Origin of the sequence: Imperialibacter sp. (assembly GCF_048007035.1) — a bacterium.
In the GTDB taxonomy this organism is placed as follows: Bacteria; Bacteroidota; Bacteroidia; order Cytophagales; family Cyclobacteriaceae; genus Imperialibacter.
The window spans coordinates 6504546-6525315 of record NZ_CP180355.1 but is presented as its reverse complement, the minus strand read 5'-3'; the positions used below and the strand labels follow the sequence as shown (position 1 = coordinate 6525315).

Annotated in this window: 16 protein-coding genes; 7 read left to right on the top strand and 9 right to left on the bottom strand. The window is 47.1% G+C overall.

The annotated features are described in order from the left end of the window. Nucleotides 1-27: 27 nt before the first annotated feature. From ACMVP2_RS27625 to ACMVP2_RS27605, 5 genes are all read right to left on the bottom strand, one after another. Nucleotides 28-237, bottom strand: a complete 210-nt coding sequence (locus tag ACMVP2_RS27625) for a hypothetical protein (RefSeq protein WP_416866013.1) — start codon at nt 235-237, stop codon at nt 28-30. Between the two features lie 86 nt (nt 238-323). Continuing rightward, a complete protein-coding gene (locus tag ACMVP2_RS27620; protein ID WP_339792262.1) occupies nt 324-1169 on the bottom strand; it encodes a fumarylacetoacetate hydrolase family protein in 846 nt (281 codons plus the stop codon). 12 nt (nt 1170-1181) lie between these two features. Then, nucleotides 1182-2402 (bottom strand): DUF6786 family protein, encoded by a 1221-nt coding sequence (locus ACMVP2_RS27615; protein ID WP_416866012.1) that lies wholly within the window; start codon nt 2400-2402, stop codon nt 1182-1184. Further along, nucleotides 2399-3973, bottom strand: coding sequence for an aldehyde dehydrogenase (NADP(+)) (locus ACMVP2_RS27610; RefSeq protein WP_416866011.1), 1575 nt, complete (start codon nt 3971-3973; stop codon nt 2399-2401). Before ACMVP2_RS27610 ends, ACMVP2_RS27615 begins: the two co-directional genes overlap by 4 nt. Before the next feature lie 64 nt (nt 3974-4037). Further along, nucleotides 4038-4883 carry a polysaccharide deacetylase family protein gene (locus tag ACMVP2_RS27605; protein ID WP_416866010.1) on the bottom strand — a complete coding sequence of 282 codons (846 nt, stop codon included), beginning with the start codon at nt 4881-4883 and terminating at the stop codon, nt 4038-4040. Between the two features lie 149 nt (nt 4884-5032). Here ACMVP2_RS27605 and ACMVP2_RS27600 point away from each other — a divergent pair, with 149 nt between their 5' ends. The 4 genes from ACMVP2_RS27600 to ACMVP2_RS27585 all read left to right on the top strand — a co-directional run bounded on the left by ACMVP2_RS27600 (nt 5033) and on the right by ACMVP2_RS27585 (nt 13854). Next, nucleotides 5033-5944: a sugar phosphate isomerase/epimerase family protein gene (locus tag ACMVP2_RS27600; RefSeq protein ID WP_416866009.1), complete on the top strand. Its 912-nt coding sequence runs from the start codon at nt 5033-5035 to the stop codon at nt 5942-5944. A gap of 611 nt (nt 5945-6555) precedes the next feature. Then, nucleotides 6556-8079 carry a TolB family protein gene (locus ACMVP2_RS27595; RefSeq protein ID WP_416866008.1) on the top strand — a complete coding sequence of 508 codons (1524 nt, stop codon included), beginning with the start codon at nt 6556-6558 and terminating at the stop codon, nt 8077-8079. 342 nt (nt 8080-8421) lie between these two features. Beyond that, nucleotides 8422-12666 carry a two-component regulator propeller domain-containing protein gene (locus ACMVP2_RS27590; RefSeq protein WP_416866007.1) on the top strand — a complete coding sequence of 1415 codons (4245 nt, stop codon included), beginning with the start codon at nt 8422-8424 and terminating at the stop codon, nt 12664-12666. A gap of 171 nt (nt 12667-12837) precedes the next feature. Beyond that, nucleotides 12838-13854 carry an aldo/keto reductase gene (locus ACMVP2_RS27585; RefSeq protein WP_339794023.1) on the top strand — a complete coding sequence of 339 codons (1017 nt, stop codon included), beginning with the start codon at nt 12838-12840 and terminating at the stop codon, nt 13852-13854. 75 nt (nt 13855-13929) lie between these two features. Here the strand turns inward: ACMVP2_RS27585 and ACMVP2_RS27580 are convergent, their stop codons facing one another. From ACMVP2_RS27580 to sigZ, 3 genes are all read right to left on the bottom strand, one after another. After that, nucleotides 13930-14904 (bottom strand): sugar phosphate isomerase/epimerase family protein, encoded by a 975-nt coding sequence (locus ACMVP2_RS27580; protein WP_416866006.1) that lies wholly within the window; start codon nt 14902-14904, stop codon nt 13930-13932. 73 nt (nt 14905-14977) lie between these two features. Further along, complete coding sequence (locus tag ACMVP2_RS27575; protein WP_416866005.1) at nt 14978-15490, bottom strand: hypothetical protein; 513 nt, start codon at nt 15488-15490, stop codon at nt 14978-14980. 264 nt (nt 15491-15754) lie between these two features. Continuing rightward, a complete protein-coding gene (gene sigZ, locus ACMVP2_RS27570; RefSeq protein WP_416866004.1) occupies nt 15755-16330 on the bottom strand; it encodes an RNA polymerase sigma factor SigZ in 576 nt (191 codons plus the stop codon). A 120-nt stretch (nt 16331-16450) separates the two neighbouring features. On the opposite strand from sigZ, the gene ACMVP2_RS27565 reads away from it, so the two are divergent. Beyond that, nucleotides 16451-16612: a hypothetical protein gene (locus ACMVP2_RS27565; protein ID WP_416866003.1), complete on the top strand. Its 162-nt coding sequence runs from the start codon at nt 16451-16453 to the stop codon at nt 16610-16612. 457 nt (nt 16613-17069) lie between these two features. Here ACMVP2_RS27565 and ACMVP2_RS27560 read toward each other — a convergent pair whose 3' ends face one another. Further along, nucleotides 17070-19532, bottom strand: coding sequence for an ABC transporter permease (locus ACMVP2_RS27560; RefSeq protein WP_416866002.1), 2463 nt, complete (start codon nt 19530-19532; stop codon nt 17070-17072). Between the two features lie 131 nt (nt 19533-19663). On the opposite strand from ACMVP2_RS27560, the gene ACMVP2_RS27555 reads away from it, so the two are divergent. Together ACMVP2_RS27555 and ACMVP2_RS27550 are read left to right on the top strand one after the other, a co-directional pair. After that, nucleotides 19664-20188, top strand: coding sequence for a DinB family protein (locus tag ACMVP2_RS27555; RefSeq protein ID WP_416866001.1), 525 nt, complete (start codon nt 19664-19666; stop codon nt 20186-20188). A 103-nt stretch (nt 20189-20291) separates the two neighbouring features. Continuing rightward, on the top strand, nt 20292-20726 hold the full coding sequence (locus tag ACMVP2_RS27550) for a YybH family protein (RefSeq protein ID WP_416866000.1): 435 nt from the start codon (nt 20292-20294) through the stop codon (nt 20724-20726). Nucleotides 20727-20770: the final 44 nt, after the last annotated feature.

Below are 20770 nucleotides of genomic sequence, written 5' to 3'. Positions count from 1 at the left end.
TAGGTTATTTTTTAGAGGGTTGACGGTCTATTTCACCTTCTTTTCAAGCGCAGAAAGACGCTTTTCATGATCTGCATACTTTTCAGCCGAAAAGGCCATGTATTCAGTTATGTCTTCGTGAAATTCCTTAAAAGAATCCTGAAGCCCTCTCATGCCCTCATGTAAATAGGAAATTTTAGCTTCCATAGTATTGAGGCTTCTATTGATTTTTCTCTCAAAATCTTCATGTCTGCTCATGTTCCAATTTACTTTTTGTTTGTGAAATAATTCTATCTCAAAGAGAAAAGTTTCATCTTAAGATGAGCAGACTTAAGTTGTGGTTATCAAATCACCCCAACCACATTTTCCAGCGTCCCAATGCCATCAATGCTGATGCTCACCATATCTTTCGGCTCCAGCGTAAACTCATTCGGAGGGATAATGCCCGTGCCAGTCATCAGGTAGGCCCCCTGATTAAAGTGGCAAGCCCTGTATAGGTATTCTACCAACTCGTCAAACTTGCGCTTCATTCTGTTGAGCTGAATTTCTTCGTGAAAAACCTCATTGCCATTTCTTTTGATAGAAATCACAATATTGGTGTCCAGCGAAATAGGCTCTTTAGGCACATAAAGACAAGGCCCAAGTGCGCAGGCTTTTTCGTACGACTTGGCTTGAGGTAAATAAAGTGGATTTTCACCTTCGATGCTGCGGCTGCTCATGTCGTTGCCAACGGTGTAGCCCTGAATTTCGCCCTTGGAATTGATAAACAGCGTGAGCTCAGGCTCCGGCACATTCCATGTGGAATCCTTTCTGATGTACACTTCTCCTCCATGCCCAACTACCCTGTGAGCCAACGCCTTGAAAAAGAGTTCCGGCCGGTCGGCATCGTATACTTTCTGATAGAAATCAGATCCACCACCAGTTTTACTTTCTTCCATTCTGGCATCTCTGCTTCTAAGGTAGGTAACCCCGGAGGCCCACACCTCCTGACTGCCAATGGGAGCGCTCAGGCCATCCTTGAGCCAGTCTTTTTTTATGCCTGAGTCAAGTGGTTTGGCAGATTTAACCAGTTTCACCAAATGATCATGGAGCTTGCTGTGATTTACAGCATGGTCCCAGCTATCGGAGATTTGGTAAGATTGGCCTTCGTATTCAGCAATTATTCGATTGGAGGTTTTATAAAGTTTCATAGGGTTGTTTTCTTATTTTTTAATTTTAGTTAAGTCAACGCCCAAAAGGCGTTTAGATAGTTGATTGAGGCTTTCGAATTCTCCTTCGAAGTGGCAGGTCAGTTGCTTGTGTTCTTGTGCCTCGCCTGGCATCAGTTCTTTGGCTGGAGCCGAAGATTCAATTTCGTAAAAAGGCCCCATTTGAGAGCCATCTGCCATTGGGCCATCATTGTAAGAGTTTACGACGTCGCCACTAAAGGGCTCGTCCTGCAATTCCCATTTAGAGTTCACATAGTCACCTTTTGGCTCGACGGGAAACTTGATGATGGTTAGAATATTCTTTGCAAAGTCGAAACTGGCAGCTATTGGCTTGGCAATGGCGGGCGACAACCCAAGTTTACTCCGGTAAAGACCGTCGCACTGGAAATAGATCACGCTGTCCGTTACCGTTAGCCTTTCCGCCGGTATTTCTCCGAAATAGTCATCAGTGATATAGAGTTTGGCGCCATCAGTTGGCCTGAAAGGAATAATCACCATTGTTTCAGGTGATGGTGTCATCATGCCCAGCAGCCAGATGGATAGCAGACCTGAGCCCTTTGTCCATTGTTCAGTTCCTCTGTTGACAATACGATTGGTTGTTTCATAGCCAACCCACTTCAGGCTTTCTTCCCAGGTGACCCCCAGGCTGGTGGCAAGCGCCTCTTTGGATAACAACCGAACACTTCGCTCGATGGCCAGGTCAAATACGGTTCCGCTATAGTTGGTGACGCTCGCTTCAATTCCGAAGATTACTTCACCTTTCGCCGCCGAAACAACAGGGTAGGCCACCGTGTCAATAATAGCGGGCACCTGCCAGTTGCCGATTTCGAAGGAATCTCCATCTTTAAAGTACACCGAGAACTGACCACCTTCCGGCCCCAGCCAAAAACGTTCTTCACCACCGACAGGATTGAACTGCTCTTTCCAGTCGGCTGCTTCAATCAGGTCGTAGTTGAGCCAGCCATAACTGTTACCAGAAGCGCCTGTGGCAGTGCTGGTCATTACCCGACCCTGATAGTCAGCAGAAAGCAGTACCCTGGCTTGGCCGTCTGATGAAATTAGTTCATAAACGGAAGACGTGTTGGCCTTCAGGAAAGCAGAATCATAAGCATAGGTACCCTTAGCTGGCATCGCTTTTTCCTTGTTTTCATTAGTTGTTTGGCTGCACCCCGCCAGGGCCCAGAGACCGAAGAGGCAGGGAAGGAGCTTTTTCATAGCGCTTTATCGGTAAACTGCCCGTTTACCTTTCTTGTGATGGACAATGGATTTGCATCCTGCAGCGCTTCAGGTAGCAGTGCCTGATGATAGCCCTGATAGCACACTGCTCTTGTGAAACGATAAATGGCGTTGGTGCCTACTGAAGTAGACCTGCTGTCGGTGGTAGCCGGGTAGGGGCCACCATGCACCATGGCATAGGTTACTTCCACACCTGTGGGAGGTGCGTTAAAGATTACCCTGCCAGCCTTACCTTCAAGGGTGCCTATCAGCTCCGAATGCCCCTTCATGTCTTTTTCTGTGCCCCAAACACTGGCAGTGAGCTGTCCGTGAAGGATATCAGCCACTTGCTGCATTTGTGCTTCGCTGTCAGCCACCACATGTAATGAACTCGGGCCAAAAACTTCTTCCTGAAGTGCAAGGTTGTTGATAAAAGCACTTGCTTCTACCTGAAACATGTGCGGGATAGCAGCTACACCTTCTTTTGCCGTTAAGTCGCCGACGAGCTGGGTAACGCCCCGTAGCGAAGCCATTTTGCCGATGTTGCTGCAGTAGCCACTAAATACCTTTTCTGTGAGCATATTGTCGGCAGAGGCGGCCTCAAGGGCTGTTTTGAAGGCTTCAGTAAATTGCTCCTGTGCCTTCGACTTTACGGCGACAATCACACCAGGGTTGGTGCAGAATTGCCCGGCACCCATGAGGTTAGAGCCAGCCAGCTTCTGCCCAAGTGCAGTGGCATCTTTTTCCAATATTTCTGGTAATACAAATACAGGATTCACACTGCCCATTTCGGCATAAACCGGGATTGGTTCGTTTCGTTTGGCGGCAGCATTGAAGAGGGCTCTGCCTCCGCCAAGCGAACCGGTAAATCCTACGGCCTTTATCGCCGGATGAGAGACCAGGTGAACGCTTGCCTCATAACCTTCGCCTTGCACCAGGGAGAAAACACCCTCGGGCATGCCTGTGTCGTTCCCTGCTTGTATGATGAGAGAGGCTACCAACTCGGACGTAGCCGGGTGACCCGGATGTGCTTTGCACACAACTGGGCAACCGGCAGCAAGCGCAGATGCGGTGTCGCCGCCAGCGGTGGAAAATGCAAACGGAAAATTGCTGGCACCAAACACGGCCACCGGACCAAGTGGCCTTTGCATTTGGCGCACGTCAGGTTTAGGCAGTGGCTGGCGGTCAGGGATGGCCGGATCGATCATGGCATTGACCCACGAGCCTTCTCTAAGAAGAGACGCAAATAGCTTCAACTGGCCTGTAGTACGCCCTGTTTCGCCCATGAGCCTTCCCTCGGGCAGTCGTGACTCCGTCATGGCGATGGCTACTAATTCGCCCTTGTTTTCGTCGATTAGCTGAGCGATGCGCTCAAGGAAAATAGCTCTTTCTACGCCTGATGTATTTTTGTAGTTGCCAAAAGCCTTATGGGCAATGTTTACAGCCTGATCGACTTCTCCGACTGTTGCTTCGTGGAATGCGATGCCTGAGTGCCCGCCGTGTCCCTTGAAGCTTTGAGGATTGATACCTGATAGTTTATTTCCGATTAAATTCTTTCCTGTTAACTGCATGAATAAATGATGGTGTCTTTCGTAATTAAAATTAATTAAAACTATTGCGGGATTCCATTCAGCACTATTTCACAAGGTCTTTGTAGCTAATAAGCTGAATGCCCTTTTTCTTTATTAGCGCTTTGATTTCTTCGTCTATCCACAGGTCAGTTACACCCTGACGGTCTTCGGCCACATTCTCATAACCAATGTGTGAAATTGCCCTCAGCTCCGGCGTGTCGATGCCTGGATGCTCCACAAACATATAAGTTTTTCCCTTTTCCAGCTTGTTGAGCATTTTGCTGAAGCTTTCTTTCTTTTCCGCTAGCGTGCCATGTGCTCCCTCGTACCTGGCGCCCTGCACGCCCAATTTCTGCGTATCAATATCGATATCATATTCTATAGCCAGCTTTTTGGTAATGGCGGCCGCTTCATCGTTCAGGTTTGTGCAGCCCATATGGCCCGAGACGTGACTGAGCCTGGGAATCATTTTTTTTGCAAGTTCTATCTGTGCTCTCCACTCTTTTTCAATGTCATCGAGGCTGAATTCGTTTTCAAGCACTGCTTGCCCCGGATAGTTTTTATTCGGCCATATCATTGGGAAGAAGTATCCGTCCTTGTCCCGAAGGCTTGGCGCATCAGTCAGTGGCTGCCACTTCACATTGTCCCACTCGCTGGTGAGCACCAGGTGAATGCCAACGTCAATACCGGGGTTTTCCGCCAGCATCTTGACAGCTTCAGGAAACCAGGGCGACGGAACAATTACTTCGATTGATGTTTCTATGCCTTCCTTAAAGGTCTTAATTAGTGCTACATTGCCACTATGAGAGAATCCCATGTCGTCTCCACGAACGATTAAACGTTGTGCTGAAAGGTGGATGCTACCGGTGAAAAGAAGAAAAGATAAGGCTAGTTGAAATAGTCTGACCATGCTCAGTTTTTGTAGGTTTAGAAATATGTAATGCTAAGATAACGCATTAATGAGGTGTAAAATAATGGAAGTTTATTAATTTAGAGAATGCGCTGACGCACAAAAGTGGGAACAGCTCATTGAAGAATACCCCAGCCATGATAAATAGCATGAAAAGAAGACAGCTTTTGAAGGGTGCCCTAGGCCTATCTGCGTTATCGGCAGTGAATTTTGCCTCAACGCCAACGCTTGTGGCACAGCATATTGCAGGCAGGTCTGCAAAAGCGTCTCAGTTGAAAATCAGCCTCAATGCGTTTTCCTTCAATGCGCCACTTACCGATGGCAGTATGGACGTGCACGATATGCTGGAGTACTGTTCAGAAGTTGGTTTTGCGGCTGTGGATATTACTGCTTACTATTTCAAAGGATACCCCAATGTGCCGCCGGATGACTACCTGTTTGAGATCAAGAGGCACGCTTTTCGGTTGGGGCTGGACATAAGCGGCACCGGTGTTCGCAACGATTTTACGCTGGCCGATCCCGAAAAAAGAAAGGAGGAAGTAAAGCTGGTTAAGAATTGGATTGAAGCGGCCGCTAAACTTGGGGCTCCTGTGATCAGGATTTTTGCCGGTGCCAAAGTGCCCGACGGGTATTCATGGAACAACGTGGCCGCCTGGATGGTGAAAGATATTCAGGAATGTATTGATCATGGCAAGAAGTTTGGCGTAACAGTGGCCATTCAAAACCACAACGACTTTATCAAAACTGCAGAGCACGTTACAAAGATAATGGAGATGGTTGACTCTGAATGGTTTGGACTTATTCTGGACACGGGCAGTTACCGGGTAGGGGACCCTTACGAGGAAATTGAGAAGACCATTCCTTATGCAGTCAATTGGCAGATTAAGGAATTGATTTTTGTAGAGGGCGAGGAAGTAGAGACGGACTTAAAAAAGCTGATAGATATCATCAGAGCATCGGACTATAAGGGTTACTTGCCCATAGAAACGCTGGGTGCCGGCGACCCAAAGCAAAAGGTAAAAGCGTTATACGACAAGCTGAACAGGGTTTTGTCGAGCTAAGGACGAGGCTTTGCCGCCAATTCACCTGATAATACAGGGTGAATACATTACAACGGACTTCCACCTAATTGACCACATTCACCAAAGAGGGAATATTTTCCAGAGACATCAAAGTTGTAGACGTTGAGCGCAGCTACGTCAAACTGGAGCTAGGGTCTGGTAAATACACTTTTGCTTCCCAAATGCCGTAATTTGCTGGCACCAGCCGCAAAAAAGAAAAAGGGGCGGGTAATCCCCACCCTCTTTCCATGTATTTATACTCGTTTATGGTTCTTGTTTGTTTACTCCCACGAAAGACGAAAGGGAAGCACTTTCATTTTTAAAAGGTGACATATTTTTTTGGAGCAAAAAAGCTTAACTTGGATTAGAGCTTTTTACCACGTGGGAAAGTTACAAATAGCTTTGCCCAGATTTTCATGTCGCTGGTTCTCTTCCAAATCCGATTCCAACAAATTAAAATGCCTAGTGACATTGTTACATCAGTCATCGAATGGTTGGCCGAAATGTATCCACCTTTACCGTGATAGTCCAAAAGCGTCCTCGACCGCAGATGCCGCTTCCTTGGCTACTCCAGGTCTGCCTGGGTAATTAAACTATAAAAAAAACGCACCATGAAAATTAAACTACTTGCATTAAGCTTTTTGCTAACAATTGGCATAACAAACGCCCAAAATCCTGTCGGAATATTTTCTGACCACGGGGATGTAGGCAACCCAAAAAATAAAGGGGGCGCTGCTTACAACGAACAAACGCAAACCTATTCCATCAAAGGTGCGGGGTACAACATCTGGTTTGAAAGGGACGAATTTCACTTTGCTCACCAAAAGCTAAAAGGTGATTTTATCCTGACGGCCAATTTTGGTTTCAATGGCGCAGGCGTCGATCCACACCGCAAAATTGGTTGGATGGTGAGGGAGTCGTTGGACGAGAAGGCAGCCCACGTTAGTGCCACCCTTCATGGCGACGGGCTAACGGTGCTACAGTGGAGGGAATTGAGGGGAGCCTTTATGCGTGATCCGGAAGACGAGATTTTTTCTCCAAAAAGTAACTACACAATAATCCAACTTGAGCGCTCTGGCAAGGAACTGATCATGAGAGCCGCACATTTTGGCGAGCCACTTCAGCTGATTGGCTCTCACGTCATGCCATATATGCCAGATGAGGTATTTGCGGGCATTTTCGTGGGTTCGCATAACCCTGAAGTAATTGAAGAGGGCATTGCCTGGAATGTGAGGATCGACAAGCCAGTGGCCGACAACTACAATCCAGGGCAAGACGGATGGCTTGGCTGCCGCATGGAAACGATGACCATCGCAGATGGAAAAAGAACAGTTGTTTACGAAAAGGATGGTCGCTTTGAGGCGCCAAATTGGATGCCTAACGGTAAGGAGCTGCTGTTCAACATGGATGGGTCAATATATACCATGCCCATTGCTGGTGGAGAGCCGAAGAAGCTGAATACAGGTGATTTGAAAAGAAATAACAATGACCACGGCATCTCCTTTGATGGCAAGCTGCTTGCAGTAAGCAGCCACAGGGATGGACTTCCTGGTGGAGGCTCCACGGTTTATGTGCTGCCGCTGGAAGGAGGAACACCCGAACTGATAACGGAAGGAACCCCTTCTTACTTTCATGGCTGGGCTCCGAACAACAAAGAGTTGGTTTATGTAGCTCAGAGAAACGGGGGGAATATCTACAATGTCTATAAGGCCAATATCAAAACGAAAGTGGAGACTCAGTTGACGAAATTCACTTCGGGACACGTAGATGGTTGCGAGTACTCACCTGACGGAAAGTATGTTTACTACAACGGCTCCCAGTCGGGCACCATGCAGCTGTGGCGAATGAAGCCTGACGGCACAGGAAACGAGCAGTTGACCTTTGATGAGAATAATGACTGGTTCCCACACGTGTCGCCTGATGGCAAGTGGATACTTTACATTTCTTTTCCACCCACCATTCCTGTCAACTCACACCCTTCATACAAAAGAGTTACTTTAAAGATTATGCCAGCTGCTGGTGGTGAATCTAAGGTATTGGCCTACTTATATGGTGGGCAGGGGACTATTAATACGCCTTCGTGGTCGCCTGATAGTAAATCAGTGGCTTTCGTGAGCAACTCCGGCAAGAAATAAGCTGAGTGGCTTCGGTGAGACGATAAACTCACCAGCTACAATGCGCTGTTAGTAAGTTTGGTAAATATAAAAATGTAGTTAACAAAAGTGCCCGGTTAGTTTCCGGGCATTTTTGCTTCTCTACATTGATACATAATATACTCAATACAAAGTAAACTATAGTATCGCCCAAACCTGCCGACACTTCTTTCAAAAGACCACTGTATTTGTAACCTTCTGAAAAAAGCACTTTGAGAGATGCTATTATTGGGAGATATTATAAATGTTTTAAAAAAGGTGCCCTTATGGGTCTGGATTTTTCCTGATCTTTACAGAGGGGCGGATTTTTCAATAGCGATAGCAATGTGGAAGAGCATGGGGTGGATAAGGTATTTCGTTTTGATTGGGCTGTGTCAGGTTGTAGCCGATTTGGCTATAGCGCAGAATAACTCTGCGCTGACTAGCAATATTAAGTTTGAGCAACTCACTGACGGCCTTTCGGAGAAGTCAGTAACGAGCATCATCCAGGACCAGCATGGCTTCTTGTGGTTTGGCACACGAAACGGACTGAATCAGTATGATGGGATTGAATTTAAGGTATATGAGTATATTCATGGAGACAGCACTTCGTTAAGCAGTAGCTTTATCACCAGCCTGGCAGAAGATAAAGAAGGCAATATTTGGGTGGGGACAACCGATGCCGGACTAAACCGCTACAACAGAAAGTCGGACAACTTCACCCGTTTCCAATCCAAGCCTAATGATCCCGAAAGCCTGTCCGATAATTGGGTGACGGATCTGTGTATCGACAGCCGGGGCAACGTTTGGGTTGGTACCGAAGGGGGTGGATTGAATGTGGTGTATGTGGGTTCAAAAGTTTTCAAGCATTTCACAAATGATGTAAAAGACCCCCTCAGCCTGGCCAACAATCACGTGAGGTCGATTTGCGAAGATAGCTACGGCAATATATGGGTGGCGACCTATGGTGGCGGACTTGACAGGTTTGACACTGGCGGGCAAAGATTTATCCATCACCGTCACGAGCCTGGCAATGCAAAGAGCCTTTCCAGCAACTACCTGAACTTTTTTTTGAAAGACAGTGACGGTCAAATTTGGATGGGTACACGAGAGGGCCTGAACCGTCTAGTGCCGAAAGATAATGGTGTAGAGTTTCAAAGGGTGATGCCTAACATTGTAGATCCAACAGGCCTGGTGCACAATATTGTGCTTAGCATCAGCGAAGACAACTACAACCGGCTTTGGCTTGGTATGGAAAACGGTGGGTTGTCGATCTATGACAGGCAAACCGGGCAGTTTTCCAATTTTTGGCCCGACCCACTTGACCCGACGAGTGTGGGCGCCAACTCCATTTGGGTTGTGTACAAAGACAATATTGGCACCATGTGGCTGGCAGCCCGCAACAGAGGTTTGAATAAATGGGATCAGTATCAGACCAAGTTCATTCATCATATTCTGCCGCCATCCGGGGGGCATGCCCTGGCCAATAATGACATCATCTGTTTTGTAGAAGACAAGGAAGGCAACTTGTGGATAGGTACCGACGGCGGAGGTCTGAACTATTTCAACAGGAAAACCAATGAGGTGAAAAGCTATGTTCACGATATCAATGACCCCAAAAGTATAGGGAGCAATTCCGTCATTTCTTTGGAGATCGATAGCTATGGAGACCTTTGGGCGGGCACATGGGAGGGGGGACTTAATAAGTTTGATAAAAGGACCGGCACCTTCCATCGATTTGTAAATGACCCTGAGGACAAGACATCCATAGGTTCCAATTATGTATTTTCGATTTTTGAAGACAGCAGGAAGCGACTGTGGGCGGGTACTTTCTATGAAGGGCTGGACCTGTTTGATAGGAAAATGGGCACATTTTCGCACTACGAAGTAAACCCTGACGACCCCGAATCTTTGAGTCACAACAGGGTGTTTACCATGTTTGAAGACAGTCGGAATAATATTTGGATTGGTACTGAAGGTGGAGGCCTCCTGCAAATGACTTTTGGCACTGATGGAGAGCCTGTGTTTAAAACCTATATCAAAGACCCCAAGGACTCCACCAGCTTAAGCAGCAATGTGGTTAATGCCATTTACGAGGACAGCAAAGGCACGCTGTGGGTTAGCACCTGGGCAGGGCTCAACAAATTTGACTACAGAAAAGGCACGTTCGAAACGTTTCGCAAAAATGATGGACTTGCCGACAATGTAGTCAATGGCATTCTGGAAGATGACCGGGGCATGTTTTGGGTCAGCACCAACCAGGGAATCAGTGAATTCGACCCTGAAAGAAGGAGCTTCAAAAACTATAGCACCGCAGACGGGCTACAGGAGCAGGAGTTTGTAAGGGGCGCCTATTTGAAAAGCCAGTCCGGTGAATTCTTTTTCGGTGGGGTAAATGGCTTTAATTCATTTTATCCGGGAGAAGTAAAGGAGAATCCACACATACCGCCCGTGTACATCACCAACTTTTGGATATACAATGAAGAAGTGAGACCGGGCGCAAAAGGCTCAGTTTTGGCACAAAACATCATCGATACAAAGGAAATTACGCTGACCTATCACCAAAACGAATTTAGCTTTGAGTTTGCGGCGCTTAACTATTCTCAGGCTTTTAAAAACAGCTATTCTTATATGCTGGAAGGGTATGACGAGCACTGGCACGAGGCTGGTAATCAACGTACCGCCAGCTACACCAAGGTGCCTCACGGCGACTATGTTTTTAGGGTAAAGGCCTCCAACAATGACGGCCTTTGGAATGAAGAAGGTGCCTCGTTGCGAATAATAGTAACGCCCCCGTGGTGGGCCACCTGGTGGGCTTACGCTATCTACATAAGTATCGTGATAGGTCTGCTTCTCTGGTATAGGCAAGTACTTATCTACAGAGAAAGGCTCAAAAGTGACTTGAGACTTGAGCACATGGAGCTTACCAAAATGCAAGAAATGGATGCTATGAAATCCAACTTTTTTGCCAACATATCGCACGAATTCAGAACCCCACTCACATTAATGCTAAGCCCATTAAAATCAATGTACTCGGGGGCCTTTCGTGGTGATGTGCGAAAACAGTACGGGGTCATGATCCGGAGCGGAGAAAGGTTGCTAAGATTAATTAATCAGCTGCTCGACCTGTCAAAGCTGGGAAGTGGCAGCATGAAGCTGGAAGCCAGCCGAACCGATGTTGTCGAGTTTTTGAAGCCAATTGCAGCGTCTTTTTCATCCTACGCCACCCAAAAAAAGCTGTCCTATTCCTACAACCATCCGAACGCTCCTCTGGAAGCATATATCGATCATGATAAAGTTGAAAAGATTGTAACGAATCTGCTGTCCAACGCCTTCAAATTTACCAGTGAGGGTGAAATTTCGCTCAATGTGAGCCGGATTTCGATGGAAATGACTGACAGTGAAGCAGGCGGGGAGTTTGTGCAAATCGCCGTCAGGGACTGTGGCGTCGGAATTCCCAGGGAACATCTGCAGTCAGTTTTTGACAGGTTCTATCAAGCCGATGTTGACCATCACGGCGACCAGGAGGGGACTGGCATAGGCCTTTCGCTTACCAAGGAGCTGGTGGAACTGCACAGGGGCAGGATATCAGTAAAAAGTACGCTTGGTGAGGGCTCGTGCTTCAAGGTGCTCATCCCAATGGGCAAAGCGCATTTGCAGGACAATGAAATTGTGGAGCCGGAAAAAGTTGGAGCCGTGAGCATCGGTCATGTGGTGGAAGAGTTGGAAGAAAGAGACAAGCAAAGCACTGGTGAGGCTGCTATTGTGAAGACCGACCCCAAGGAAGGCAAACCGCTGGTGCTGATAGTGGAGGACAATGCAGACTTGCGCACCTACATGAAAGAAAGCCTGGAGCACAGCTATGAGATTATTGACGCTCCAAATGGCAAAATTGGGCTGGAGAAATGTATTGAGCTGGTGCCAGACCTTATCATTTCTGACATCATGATGCCTTTGATGGATGGAGTGGAAATGTGTCATTTGGTAAAAACCGACAGTCGGATAAGTCATGTGCCAGTGATACTGCTCACAGCCAAGGCTGATTTGGAGGATAAACTCACTGGCCTGGAAACAGGGGCCGACGACTATATCACCAAGCCTTTCGATTCTAGGTTTTTGGAGGTAAGGGTGCGCAACCTGATCAAAACGAGGGAGTTGATGAGGGAGCGATTCATGGGCAACCGGAAGCTGGTGCTGGAACCTAAAGAGATCACCATTACTCCTCTGGATGAGGTTTTCATGAAAAAGGTGTTGAAAACCATCGAAGACAATATTGGCGATTCGGAATTCAGGGTGGAGGACCTCGGTAGAGAGGTGGCCATGAGCCGGATGCACTTCTACCGAAAGGTGAAGGCGCTAACCGGCCAAACAGCGGTTGAGTTCATCCGAACCATAAGACTCAAAAGGGCCGCTCAAATGCTGAAGCAAAACCAGCTGACTGTTTCTGAAATTACTTATGCAGTTGGCTTCAATGACCTGCAATACTTCAGAAACAGGTTCAAAAAGTACTTTGGTGTTAGCCCTTCGGAGTACGCCAGCCAGTTTGCTGGCGACAAGTCTGAGGTTGATAGCGAGGTTCGTGACTCTTGATCTACTCAACGACTGGCGAAGTCTGTCGGGGGACAGACCATGGAATACGAACATTATTGATGAAGGGCTACAACTTTTCGGCAGGGCAGTTTACCTTTATCCGACGGTTCTAAATAGGAAGAAATGTTGTGGCCTCGGGCCATGTTAAAAATGTAAACACACTAGATACATATGGAAATACATGACAAATCAGGATTGACCACTTACTTACCCAGCGATGCCCGATACAAGAGCATGAAGTACCGCCGTTCGGGCAGAAGTGGCATTCTTCTGCCTGAAATATCGTTGGGTCTATGGCACAATTTCGGCCACAAGGACAATCTGCTCAACGCTCAGCTGCTACTTCGCAAAGCGTTCGATATGGGCATCATTCATTTTGACCTCGCAAACAACTACGGCCCTCCGTTTGGATCTGCTGAGACCAACTTTGGCCGTATGTACAATGACGATTTCAAGCCCTACCGCCACGAACTGTTCATTTCCAGCAAGGCTGGCTACGACATGTGGCCTGGCCCTTACGGTAACTTTGGCTCACGTAAATACCTGGTCAATAGCCTTGACCAGAGTCTTAAGCGGATGAACCTCGACTATGTTGATCTGTTCTACCACCACAGGCCGGATCCACATACGCCGCTGGAGGAGACAATGGGAGCACTTGATTTCATTGTCCGGTCGGGAAGGGCTTTGTACGTGGGTATTTCCAACTACCCTGCGGCGGAGGCCAAAAAAGCCATCGCTATTCTAAAAGACCTGGGCACGCCGTGTTTGATCCACCAGGCCCGCTATTCGATGCTTGACCGTTGGGTGGAAGATGGCTTGCTGGACGTGCTGACCGAAGGTGGAGTTGGCTGTATTGCCTTTAGCCCACTGGAGCAGGGCATGCTGAGCAATAAGTACCTCAACGGTATTCCAGCCGATTCAAGGGCAGGGCAGGGCATGACCTACCTGGAAAAGGAAACGGTGGAGAAAAACCTCCCCAAGATCAAAGAACTGAACAAGATAGCTGTTGAAAGAGGCCAATCGCTGTCGCAAATGGCGATAGCCTGGTTGTTGCATAACAAAGCAGTGACATCTGTACTTGTTGGCGTTAGCAAAATTGAACAGCTGGTAGACAATGCCAAGACTTTGGAGAACACTTCGTTTTCTGATGAAGAAGTAAAGAAGGTTAAAGCCATTTTGACGGCTTAAAACCTAAGAAGCCACTCCCCAACGAGTGCTGGGAAGTGGCTTCTATTCTTCGAATGGCAATAAAACTGGCTTATATCAGAGCCCCTGGGCAATTGCCTTTACTTTCGCCAGGCCCGTTTTACACACTTCCAGCGCATCCTGCGCCCAGTATTCCTTGTTGAACACTTCTAAAGACAGAATCAGCGGCCTCTTTGGCGACTGAAATGCCTGAAGTATTTTTTTGGTGGGTGCCAACCCGTCTCCAGGATATATCCTGTCTGCGTCTTTCACAACATCCCTCGGAATGTTGGTGTAGTCATTCACATGCAGCACCTGAACTGAAAGTGGATTCGCTATTTGCAGGGTTTCGTAGCTGGAACCGCCTTTGTAGAGGTGGAAGATGTCCAGATTGATGCAGGCGGATGCGTGGCCCGACTCCGTGGCTACAAACAATGCCTGGCTGAGCTTGTGAAGATTTTTGGAATGCCCCCATATCTCCAGCTGTGGTACAACGCCGGTCTGATCGCCCATCTCAAGAATAGTGCGGTACCGTTCGGCCGCCTTGTAAAGGTCAAGCCCTGGTTCTGCTGTGGCACCTGATGGTGGTGCTGCAATACGCTTGCAGCCCAGCTGTGCCAGCATATCCATTTCTTTCTTCAGCTGTTCCAGTCCTTTGTTTCGGGTAGCTTCGTCATCCACTATCCATTGAGCAAAGCCAATGGTGTTTTCAACACTGATACCAAGGTCTTTGATGATTTTGGCCGCTTCTTTGATCGTTCCGCCACCATCGAGGTACTTTTGCAGGGTAGGAATCCATATTTCTACAGCCCGGAAGCCCCCTTTGGACGCTTTTTCGAGTTCCTTGACAAAACCAAGATTATGCCCCATGATCGTGGCCATGTTGAGGCAGGGAATGAAGTCGCCTGCGGCACTCTTCAGTATGCCGGTGGCGCTGTCTTCAATGAGAGATGTAGTGGGGCTGCTAAATCCAAAGGACGGCAATGCCATGAGGCCGGCGGTGCCACCAAGGTATTTAAGTGCACTACGGCGAGAGTAAGTAGGTGTTTTCATAAAGCTAATTTAAAAGAATTGAGCTAGTAACTGAACACCACTTATCCAATTATCGACAGCAGCGTGGCTACACCTAGTTGCACTTGCTCTCTACCACCTCCGTGCCTTTGCAAGTCCATTGATCGCCGTAAATCGACTCGTAGCAAATTTCGTATTCAAAATTAACCTTCCCAACGGCGCTGTAAAGTTTTTCGGACCATTCGCTGTCCTTTACGTCGAAGGCCAGCATCGATTCCCCTGGGGGAAGTACCCTGTTTTGAATGGGAGAAGTCACATGCGGAAAATAGTCGGTGCCGATTAATTGGACAAACATTGAGTCGAGATTCGCCAATTCCTTATTATTGATTCTGATACTCACCGACTTTATGATAGCGGGGCCGATGCCATTGTTTTTCACTTCAAGCTTGTATCCGGTCTCCTCATTGAATTTCGCCAACCATTCGAGGTAGGGCCATGCGGATGCATGTTGCTGCGTTTGCATGATTCTCGCCTGGTATACGTACACAGAAACTGTAATGATGTTGATAGCTATGGCTATCACACCAACAATAAGTCCCTTGTCTGCACGTCTTTTTTTTGAAGCCATAAGTAAATATCCGCTAAAGAATGGAATTTCAACGTAACATAAAAGCGTTGGTCAGTATGCGATTTTTCACGAGCGGCTGTGAAAAAAGCTATGTGATGATAGTACAACAGCGTGACTATTGTCCGAAACCAAAAAAAGGAGACCTTCCGGCCTCCTTCATTTTCGAAATGCTGTCTTTTCAGATTAGCAGCATCCTGTAGAGCTACCGCCTCCGCAGCAACCTCCACCACAACAATCGTCTCCCATAATAATATATGTTTTGGTTTACATAGAAGAGACGAGGGCATGGGGAGAAGGACGCTCCTTACAACGACAATTTTTTTGAGGGATCATGTCCAGGATGTTTCCATACTTGTCGGCTGGAATAGCGCAGCATTCCAAAAACAAGTCTTTCAGGTGAAGCCTGGCTCTCTGCACCCTCGATTTGGCGGCTGTGTAACTAATGCCCTCCTGCTCAGCAAACTGTTTTTGCGGCATTCCCTCAATGTCTACTTTCTTAATGGCTTCTTTGTGCTGCGGAGAAAGATTGTGAATAAAAGGTGACATGCATTGGGCAAACGTGGTATTGAAGGGATTCTCCTCATGCTGCAATACGAGGTCGTCAGGCAGCTCGGTAAATTGCTTTTTTGTTCTGAAATGATCCAGCACCGTGTTTCGTGTAATTTGCCACACCCAACTCACCAGTTTTCCCTCATCTTTCAGTGTATGCCGCCTGGTGTGGATTTTTACAAAGACATCCTGCAACACATCGTCACTTGCCATTTCGTCTTTCAGCGAGTGCCTGATAAATGCTTGTAGCTCTTTATGAAAGGATGTCCAGATGAATTCGGTCGTGTGCATATGTCCCCTTTAATTCTAATAGACGAGCTTGGAGCGAAAAGATGCAAAATTTATTAGATTATTTTCTTTAGTCAGCGTCTTTTTTAGGGATGCCTCGTCTCCAAACAAAAATACAACACCATGAAGCACATTTATTTACAGATAACAGGCGGTACCGTCTTTCTGATATTGACTATTGCAGCTGCTGCATTGGTGGGCCAGCCACTCACTGAAACAGGGAATGCATTGTATAAACAAAGGCAACCCGACCCGGTACGGGGTCACTACAAAAGCATTTCATAATTTGATGCGCAGCCGTTAGAGGGGAGTGGAAACAGACAGGATAAAATATCTGCCGACAGAAAACAAGCTCCAGCGAGTAGAGAGCGAAAAACTGATTATCTCACTGAAAATGAGGTTTTTTTAAATCGAAGCATATCCTGTGATCGCACCCTAATTCAAAGGTGTTTTTATTAAATATGTGCTGGATAGGGCCGATGAAAGTGGAGGGATTGGGCTGCATCTCCCGGGTCATTCACACGCATCAAGACTACTGGGGAGACTGCTAGTAGACAAACCGTTCGAATTGGCGGGGTTCGGCAAAGCCAAAGAAGAATGGGCCAGGGTAAGGATTTTTTGGTGCCTTAGTGTATGCAAATGGCAGTTTGGCAAAGCCGAGAGGCGATTGGAGTATTTATGGCATTCTGAAAAAGTTTTCGGATAAAAAAATGCCGAGGCAACTTCAGGCTGTCCATCGTGGTCACTCAAAGCGTAAACTATTAACCGGGTTTTTTCGGGCTACTCTTATTGCATGAGATGCAATGGTGAGCAGCGAAATAGTTAATGCGAGAATCCCGGCAATGACAAATGCCGACAAAGGAAAGCTCGTGTGATAAGCATAAATCTTCAGCCAGGTATTCATCACGACCCAGGCAATAGGTGAGGCAAAGACGATGGCAATGGATATAAGGATCAAAAACTCACGAGACAGCATCATCACAATGCTTGTGACCGAGGCGCCGACTACTTTTCGAATGCCAATCTCTTTAGTACGAAGCTGGGTGGAGAAAGTAGAAAGACCAAATAGACCAATGCAAGAAACAAAAATCGATATAACAGTAGCGGCTCCAATAATCTGGGCGGTTTCAAATTCCCGGTCGTAGTAACTGAAGACTTCTCTTTCAAGCAAGCTGTAGCGGAAGTTCATTTCTGGGTATTGTTCCTGCCAAATGTCGGTTAGTTGTCGAATGATGTCGTCATATTCATCGCTGCTATTAATGTCAGAAACCTTGATGCTTATTGTCCTCGAGTTGCGATTAGAAGGAATAAAGAAAACGGGATTTATGGGGTCCTTAAGTGGCCGGCTGTGAAAGTCGGCTACTATGCCGACAATCGGGCCTTCTTTTCGCCCTCCGCCAACGCCAACGCCAAGGTCACATGCCACATGCTTACCAAGTGCATCATCCGGGTTATCAAAGCCCAGTGCCAGGATGGCCGATTCGTTAAGTAGGAATTCTGTAAGGGAATCTCGGTTTTTTACCTCAAAATTTCGGCCGGCTGTCATTTTGATTTCAAACAATTCAATATAGTTCTCGTCGCCGGACAGTAATTCTGCCTGAACGGAACTCTTTTGATCGACCGTGGTCAGAATTACACTTCGATGATCTTTTTCCAGCGGAGGACCCATATTGCGGCTCACCATTTTTACCGCAGTACTTTCCTTGAGCTTATTGTATATTTCCTCAACCTCTGGAGGATTTCCGACTCCAGGGATGTTAAAGTTGACGATGTTGTGTTGATTGACGCCAGGGTCTTCGGTAAGCAAAAATACAATTTGTTTGTTGATTACGAGAGAGCAATTAATCAGCACGATAGATATGGTGAACTGGATCACAATCAGCACCTTTCCAAAAGAAATCTTTTTTGACCTGGTAGGCACTTTATGCTTACCCAAACTTACAAGTGGGGAACTGCTTGTGGCCACCAGCGCAGGATAAAAACCGGCAAGCAGTGAGATAATTAGGGTCATACCCAACAAGCCAAGACTGGTCAAAGGAGTGAGAAGGTGTAGCCCAATTTTTTTAGGAACAAAACTGGCAATTAATGCCAGGCCCGGTTCTACCAGCAGTAGCGCCAGAGCAACCGCCAAACTGGTGAGAAGAAATGTTTCCAAAAGAGACTGAAAGATCAGGGCGCTGCGTCGGCTCCCGAGTACCCGCCTGATGCCAACTTCCTTTGTGCCGCTGAAAGATTGTGCAGTGGAAAGATTAATGTAATTGATCACCGCTAGCCCAAGAATAAACAGAGCAATGGCATTGAGCGTGTACAGCACTGGTAAGCGAGCCTTGCCGGAGTACATGTCTCTGTAGGTCTCGTCGAAGTGAATACCAGTCAATGGTTGCAACCTGACACTACTAATGTTTGCTTCTGGGTGTTGATCCATCAGAGTGGTTAGACGGTGTTCAATAGAAGTGACGCTAGCCGCCTTTTTCAATTTCACAAACGTTTGACTGAACCGATTTGGCAACTGCCAGCTATTGAAATGGATTCTTCTTCCAAGATTGGTTTTGTTCAGTGTTTCGAAGGAAATGAAATCGTTAAAAATGAAATCTGTATTCTGTTCCCAGTCTTTTACGACGCCAACGACTGTGGTTCGCAAAGAATCATTGTAAACAACTTCTCGCCCTATTATTTTACTGGCCGGTATACCTCCAAAATACCTACGTGCTTTGCTTTCTGTCAGTACTAATTGAAAAGGTTTTAGCAGGGCACTGTCCTTTTCGCCAGCCAGCCATTCGTACTGGAAGATGGCGAAGTAGCTGGGTTGTGCCAAAATAATGTCCGATATGTCTTCATTAATGTCTGGCAACTCGGATACGATCAATTCCTGCTCTTCGAATGGGATAGCCACCTTGCCGTAGAATGAGATAAACGTGGCGACGCTTTCTACGCTATCAAATTCGTTTCTGATGATGTCGGTGACGGGATAAGGGATGTGGGCCACAGGCTGAACTTGCGCTGATGGCATTTGAAGAGAGCTTACCACCCTGAAGATGCTGTTTCTGTCCTCATGAAAAGTATCGTAGCTAAGCTCGGCCAGAATGATGAGGTAGGTAAGCAGACAGGCGGTTACGCCAATCACCAAGCCGAACAAGTTAATGCCAGTGGTTACTTTGTCTTTGCGTATGTGCCGCCAGGCGATAATCAGGTTTCTTCCAAGCATTAGTTAAAGGCAAATATTCTCTGGGCTTCTGCTCAAGATAGGTTAAAATTCCAGTAATTTGAGATAAAAGAAAGCGCCGAATTGGTGAAACGAAAACTCCCAGGCACATTTTGTACAAAATACGCTGGAAAATGAAATTTGATCTTGAAAAAGCGATTGAAGTACTGGAACGCACACCAGGAGTGCTCAATACTTTGTTGGACGGCCTCACTGCCGATTGGACTTCTACTAATGAAGGAGGGGAGAGCTGGAGTGCCTACGATGTGGTTGGGCACCTGATTCATGGGGAGAAAACGGACTGGATTCCCAGGGCAGACATTGTTCTTTCGCCTGAGGCAGATAAGCATTTCCAACCATTTGACCGTTTCGCTCAAATGGTAGAAAGCGGGAAGAAGACACTTCAACAGCTTTTGCAGGAGTTCAGCAACCTGCGTAAGAGCAATATTGAGCGGCTTCGTGCTATGGACATTAGCGACGAGGACCTGGCGAAAACAGGCATTCATCCGGCTTTTGGGGAGGTGACACTGGCGCAACTGCTGGCCACCTGGGTCGCTCACGATTTGAACCATATTGGCCAGATAGTGCGAGTGATGGCCAAACAATACAAAACCGAAGTGGGGCCGTGGGTGGAGTACCTGAGAGTCATGCAATCGTAGTCGTCGGCTGCGCTGCAAGACTTTGTACCCGCAGCTTTGCAGGGGAAGGGTTTTACAGTTAAATGCTTAAATTGACTTTACTTAACTTACTAAATAGAAGACAATGAAAGCTCACTTGCTATCCGTGCTGTGTCTGTTTCTGTTTCAACTTGCCTTTGGGCAGGCAACTGAAAATAACAAGGCAATCACCAAGCTCATCGATCAATACTCTGAGGCCAGGGAAACCAAAGACACTGTGCTGCTGAAGAACATCCTCACCGAGGACATTGATCAGCTAGTGTCTAACGGAGAGTGGCGGATTGGTATTCGGGTGGCTATTGATGGCATGATGCGCAGCTCCAGCAGCAACCCTGGTTCCCGCACGCTTACCATTGACAAAATCCGATACCTGGGCTCAGCAAGTGCTATTGCCGACTGTCGCTATGAAATAAAGAATCCTGATGGTTCAGAGCGGAAAATGTGGAGCACATTTGTGGTAGTGAAGCAAAAAGGCAAATGGCGGATTTCAGCTATTCGGAATATGCTGCCAGCTGGGTAAGGTCGTTGGCTGGGTACTGCCGAAGCTCCCATACTGGCGTCATG

Excerpts from the sequence above, each read along its gene's own strand:
- ACMVP2_RS27625 (WP_416866013.1), bottom strand. The coding sequence starts at position 237 with ATGAGCAGACATGAAGATTTTGAGAGAAAAATCAATAGAAGCCTCAAT.
- ACMVP2_RS27620 (WP_339792262.1), bottom strand. The coding sequence starts at position 1,169 with ATGAAACTTTATAAAACCTCCAATCGAATAATTGCTGAATACGAAGGC.
- ACMVP2_RS27615 (WP_416866012.1), bottom strand. The coding sequence starts at position 2,402 with ATGAAAAAGCTCCTTCCCTGCCTCTTCGGTCTCTGGGCCCTGGCGGGG.
- ACMVP2_RS27610 (WP_416866011.1), bottom strand. The coding sequence starts at position 3,973 with ATGCAGTTAACAGGAAAGAATTTAATCGGAAATAAACTATCAGGTATC.
- ACMVP2_RS27605 (WP_416866010.1), bottom strand. The coding sequence starts at position 4,883 with ATGGTCAGACTATTTCAACTAGCCTTATCTTTTCTTCTTTTCACCGGT.
- ACMVP2_RS27600 (WP_416866009.1), top strand. The coding sequence starts at position 5,033 with ATGAAAAGAAGACAGCTTTTGAAGGGTGCCCTAGGCCTATCTGCGTTA.
- ACMVP2_RS27595 (WP_416866008.1), top strand. The coding sequence starts at position 6,556 with ATGAAAATTAAACTACTTGCATTAAGCTTTTTGCTAACAATTGGCATA.
- ACMVP2_RS27590 (WP_416866007.1), top strand. The coding sequence starts at position 8,422 with ATGTGGAAGAGCATGGGGTGGATAAGGTATTTCGTTTTGATTGGGCTG.
- ACMVP2_RS27585 (WP_339794023.1), top strand. The coding sequence starts at position 12,838 with ATGGAAATACATGACAAATCAGGATTGACCACTTACTTACCCAGCGAT.
- ACMVP2_RS27580 (WP_416866006.1), bottom strand. The coding sequence starts at position 14,904 with ATGAAAACACCTACTTACTCTCGCCGTAGTGCACTTAAATACCTTGGT.
- ACMVP2_RS27575 (WP_416866005.1), bottom strand. The coding sequence starts at position 15,490 with ATGGCTTCAAAAAAAAGACGTGCAGACAAGGGACTTATTGTTGGTGTG.
- sigZ (WP_416866004.1), bottom strand. The coding sequence starts at position 16,330 with ATGCACACGACCGAATTCATCTGGACATCCTTTCATAAAGAGCTACAA.
- ACMVP2_RS27565 (WP_416866003.1), top strand. The coding sequence starts at position 16,451 with ATGAAGCACATTTATTTACAGATAACAGGCGGTACCGTCTTTCTGATA.
- ACMVP2_RS27560 (WP_416866002.1), bottom strand. The coding sequence starts at position 19,532 with ATGCTTGGAAGAAACCTGATTATCGCCTGGCGGCACATACGCAAAGAC.
- ACMVP2_RS27555 (WP_416866001.1), top strand. The coding sequence starts at position 19,664 with ATGAAATTTGATCTTGAAAAAGCGATTGAAGTACTGGAACGCACACCA.
- ACMVP2_RS27550 (WP_416866000.1), top strand. The coding sequence starts at position 20,292 with ATGAAAGCTCACTTGCTATCCGTGCTGTGTCTGTTTCTGTTTCAACTT.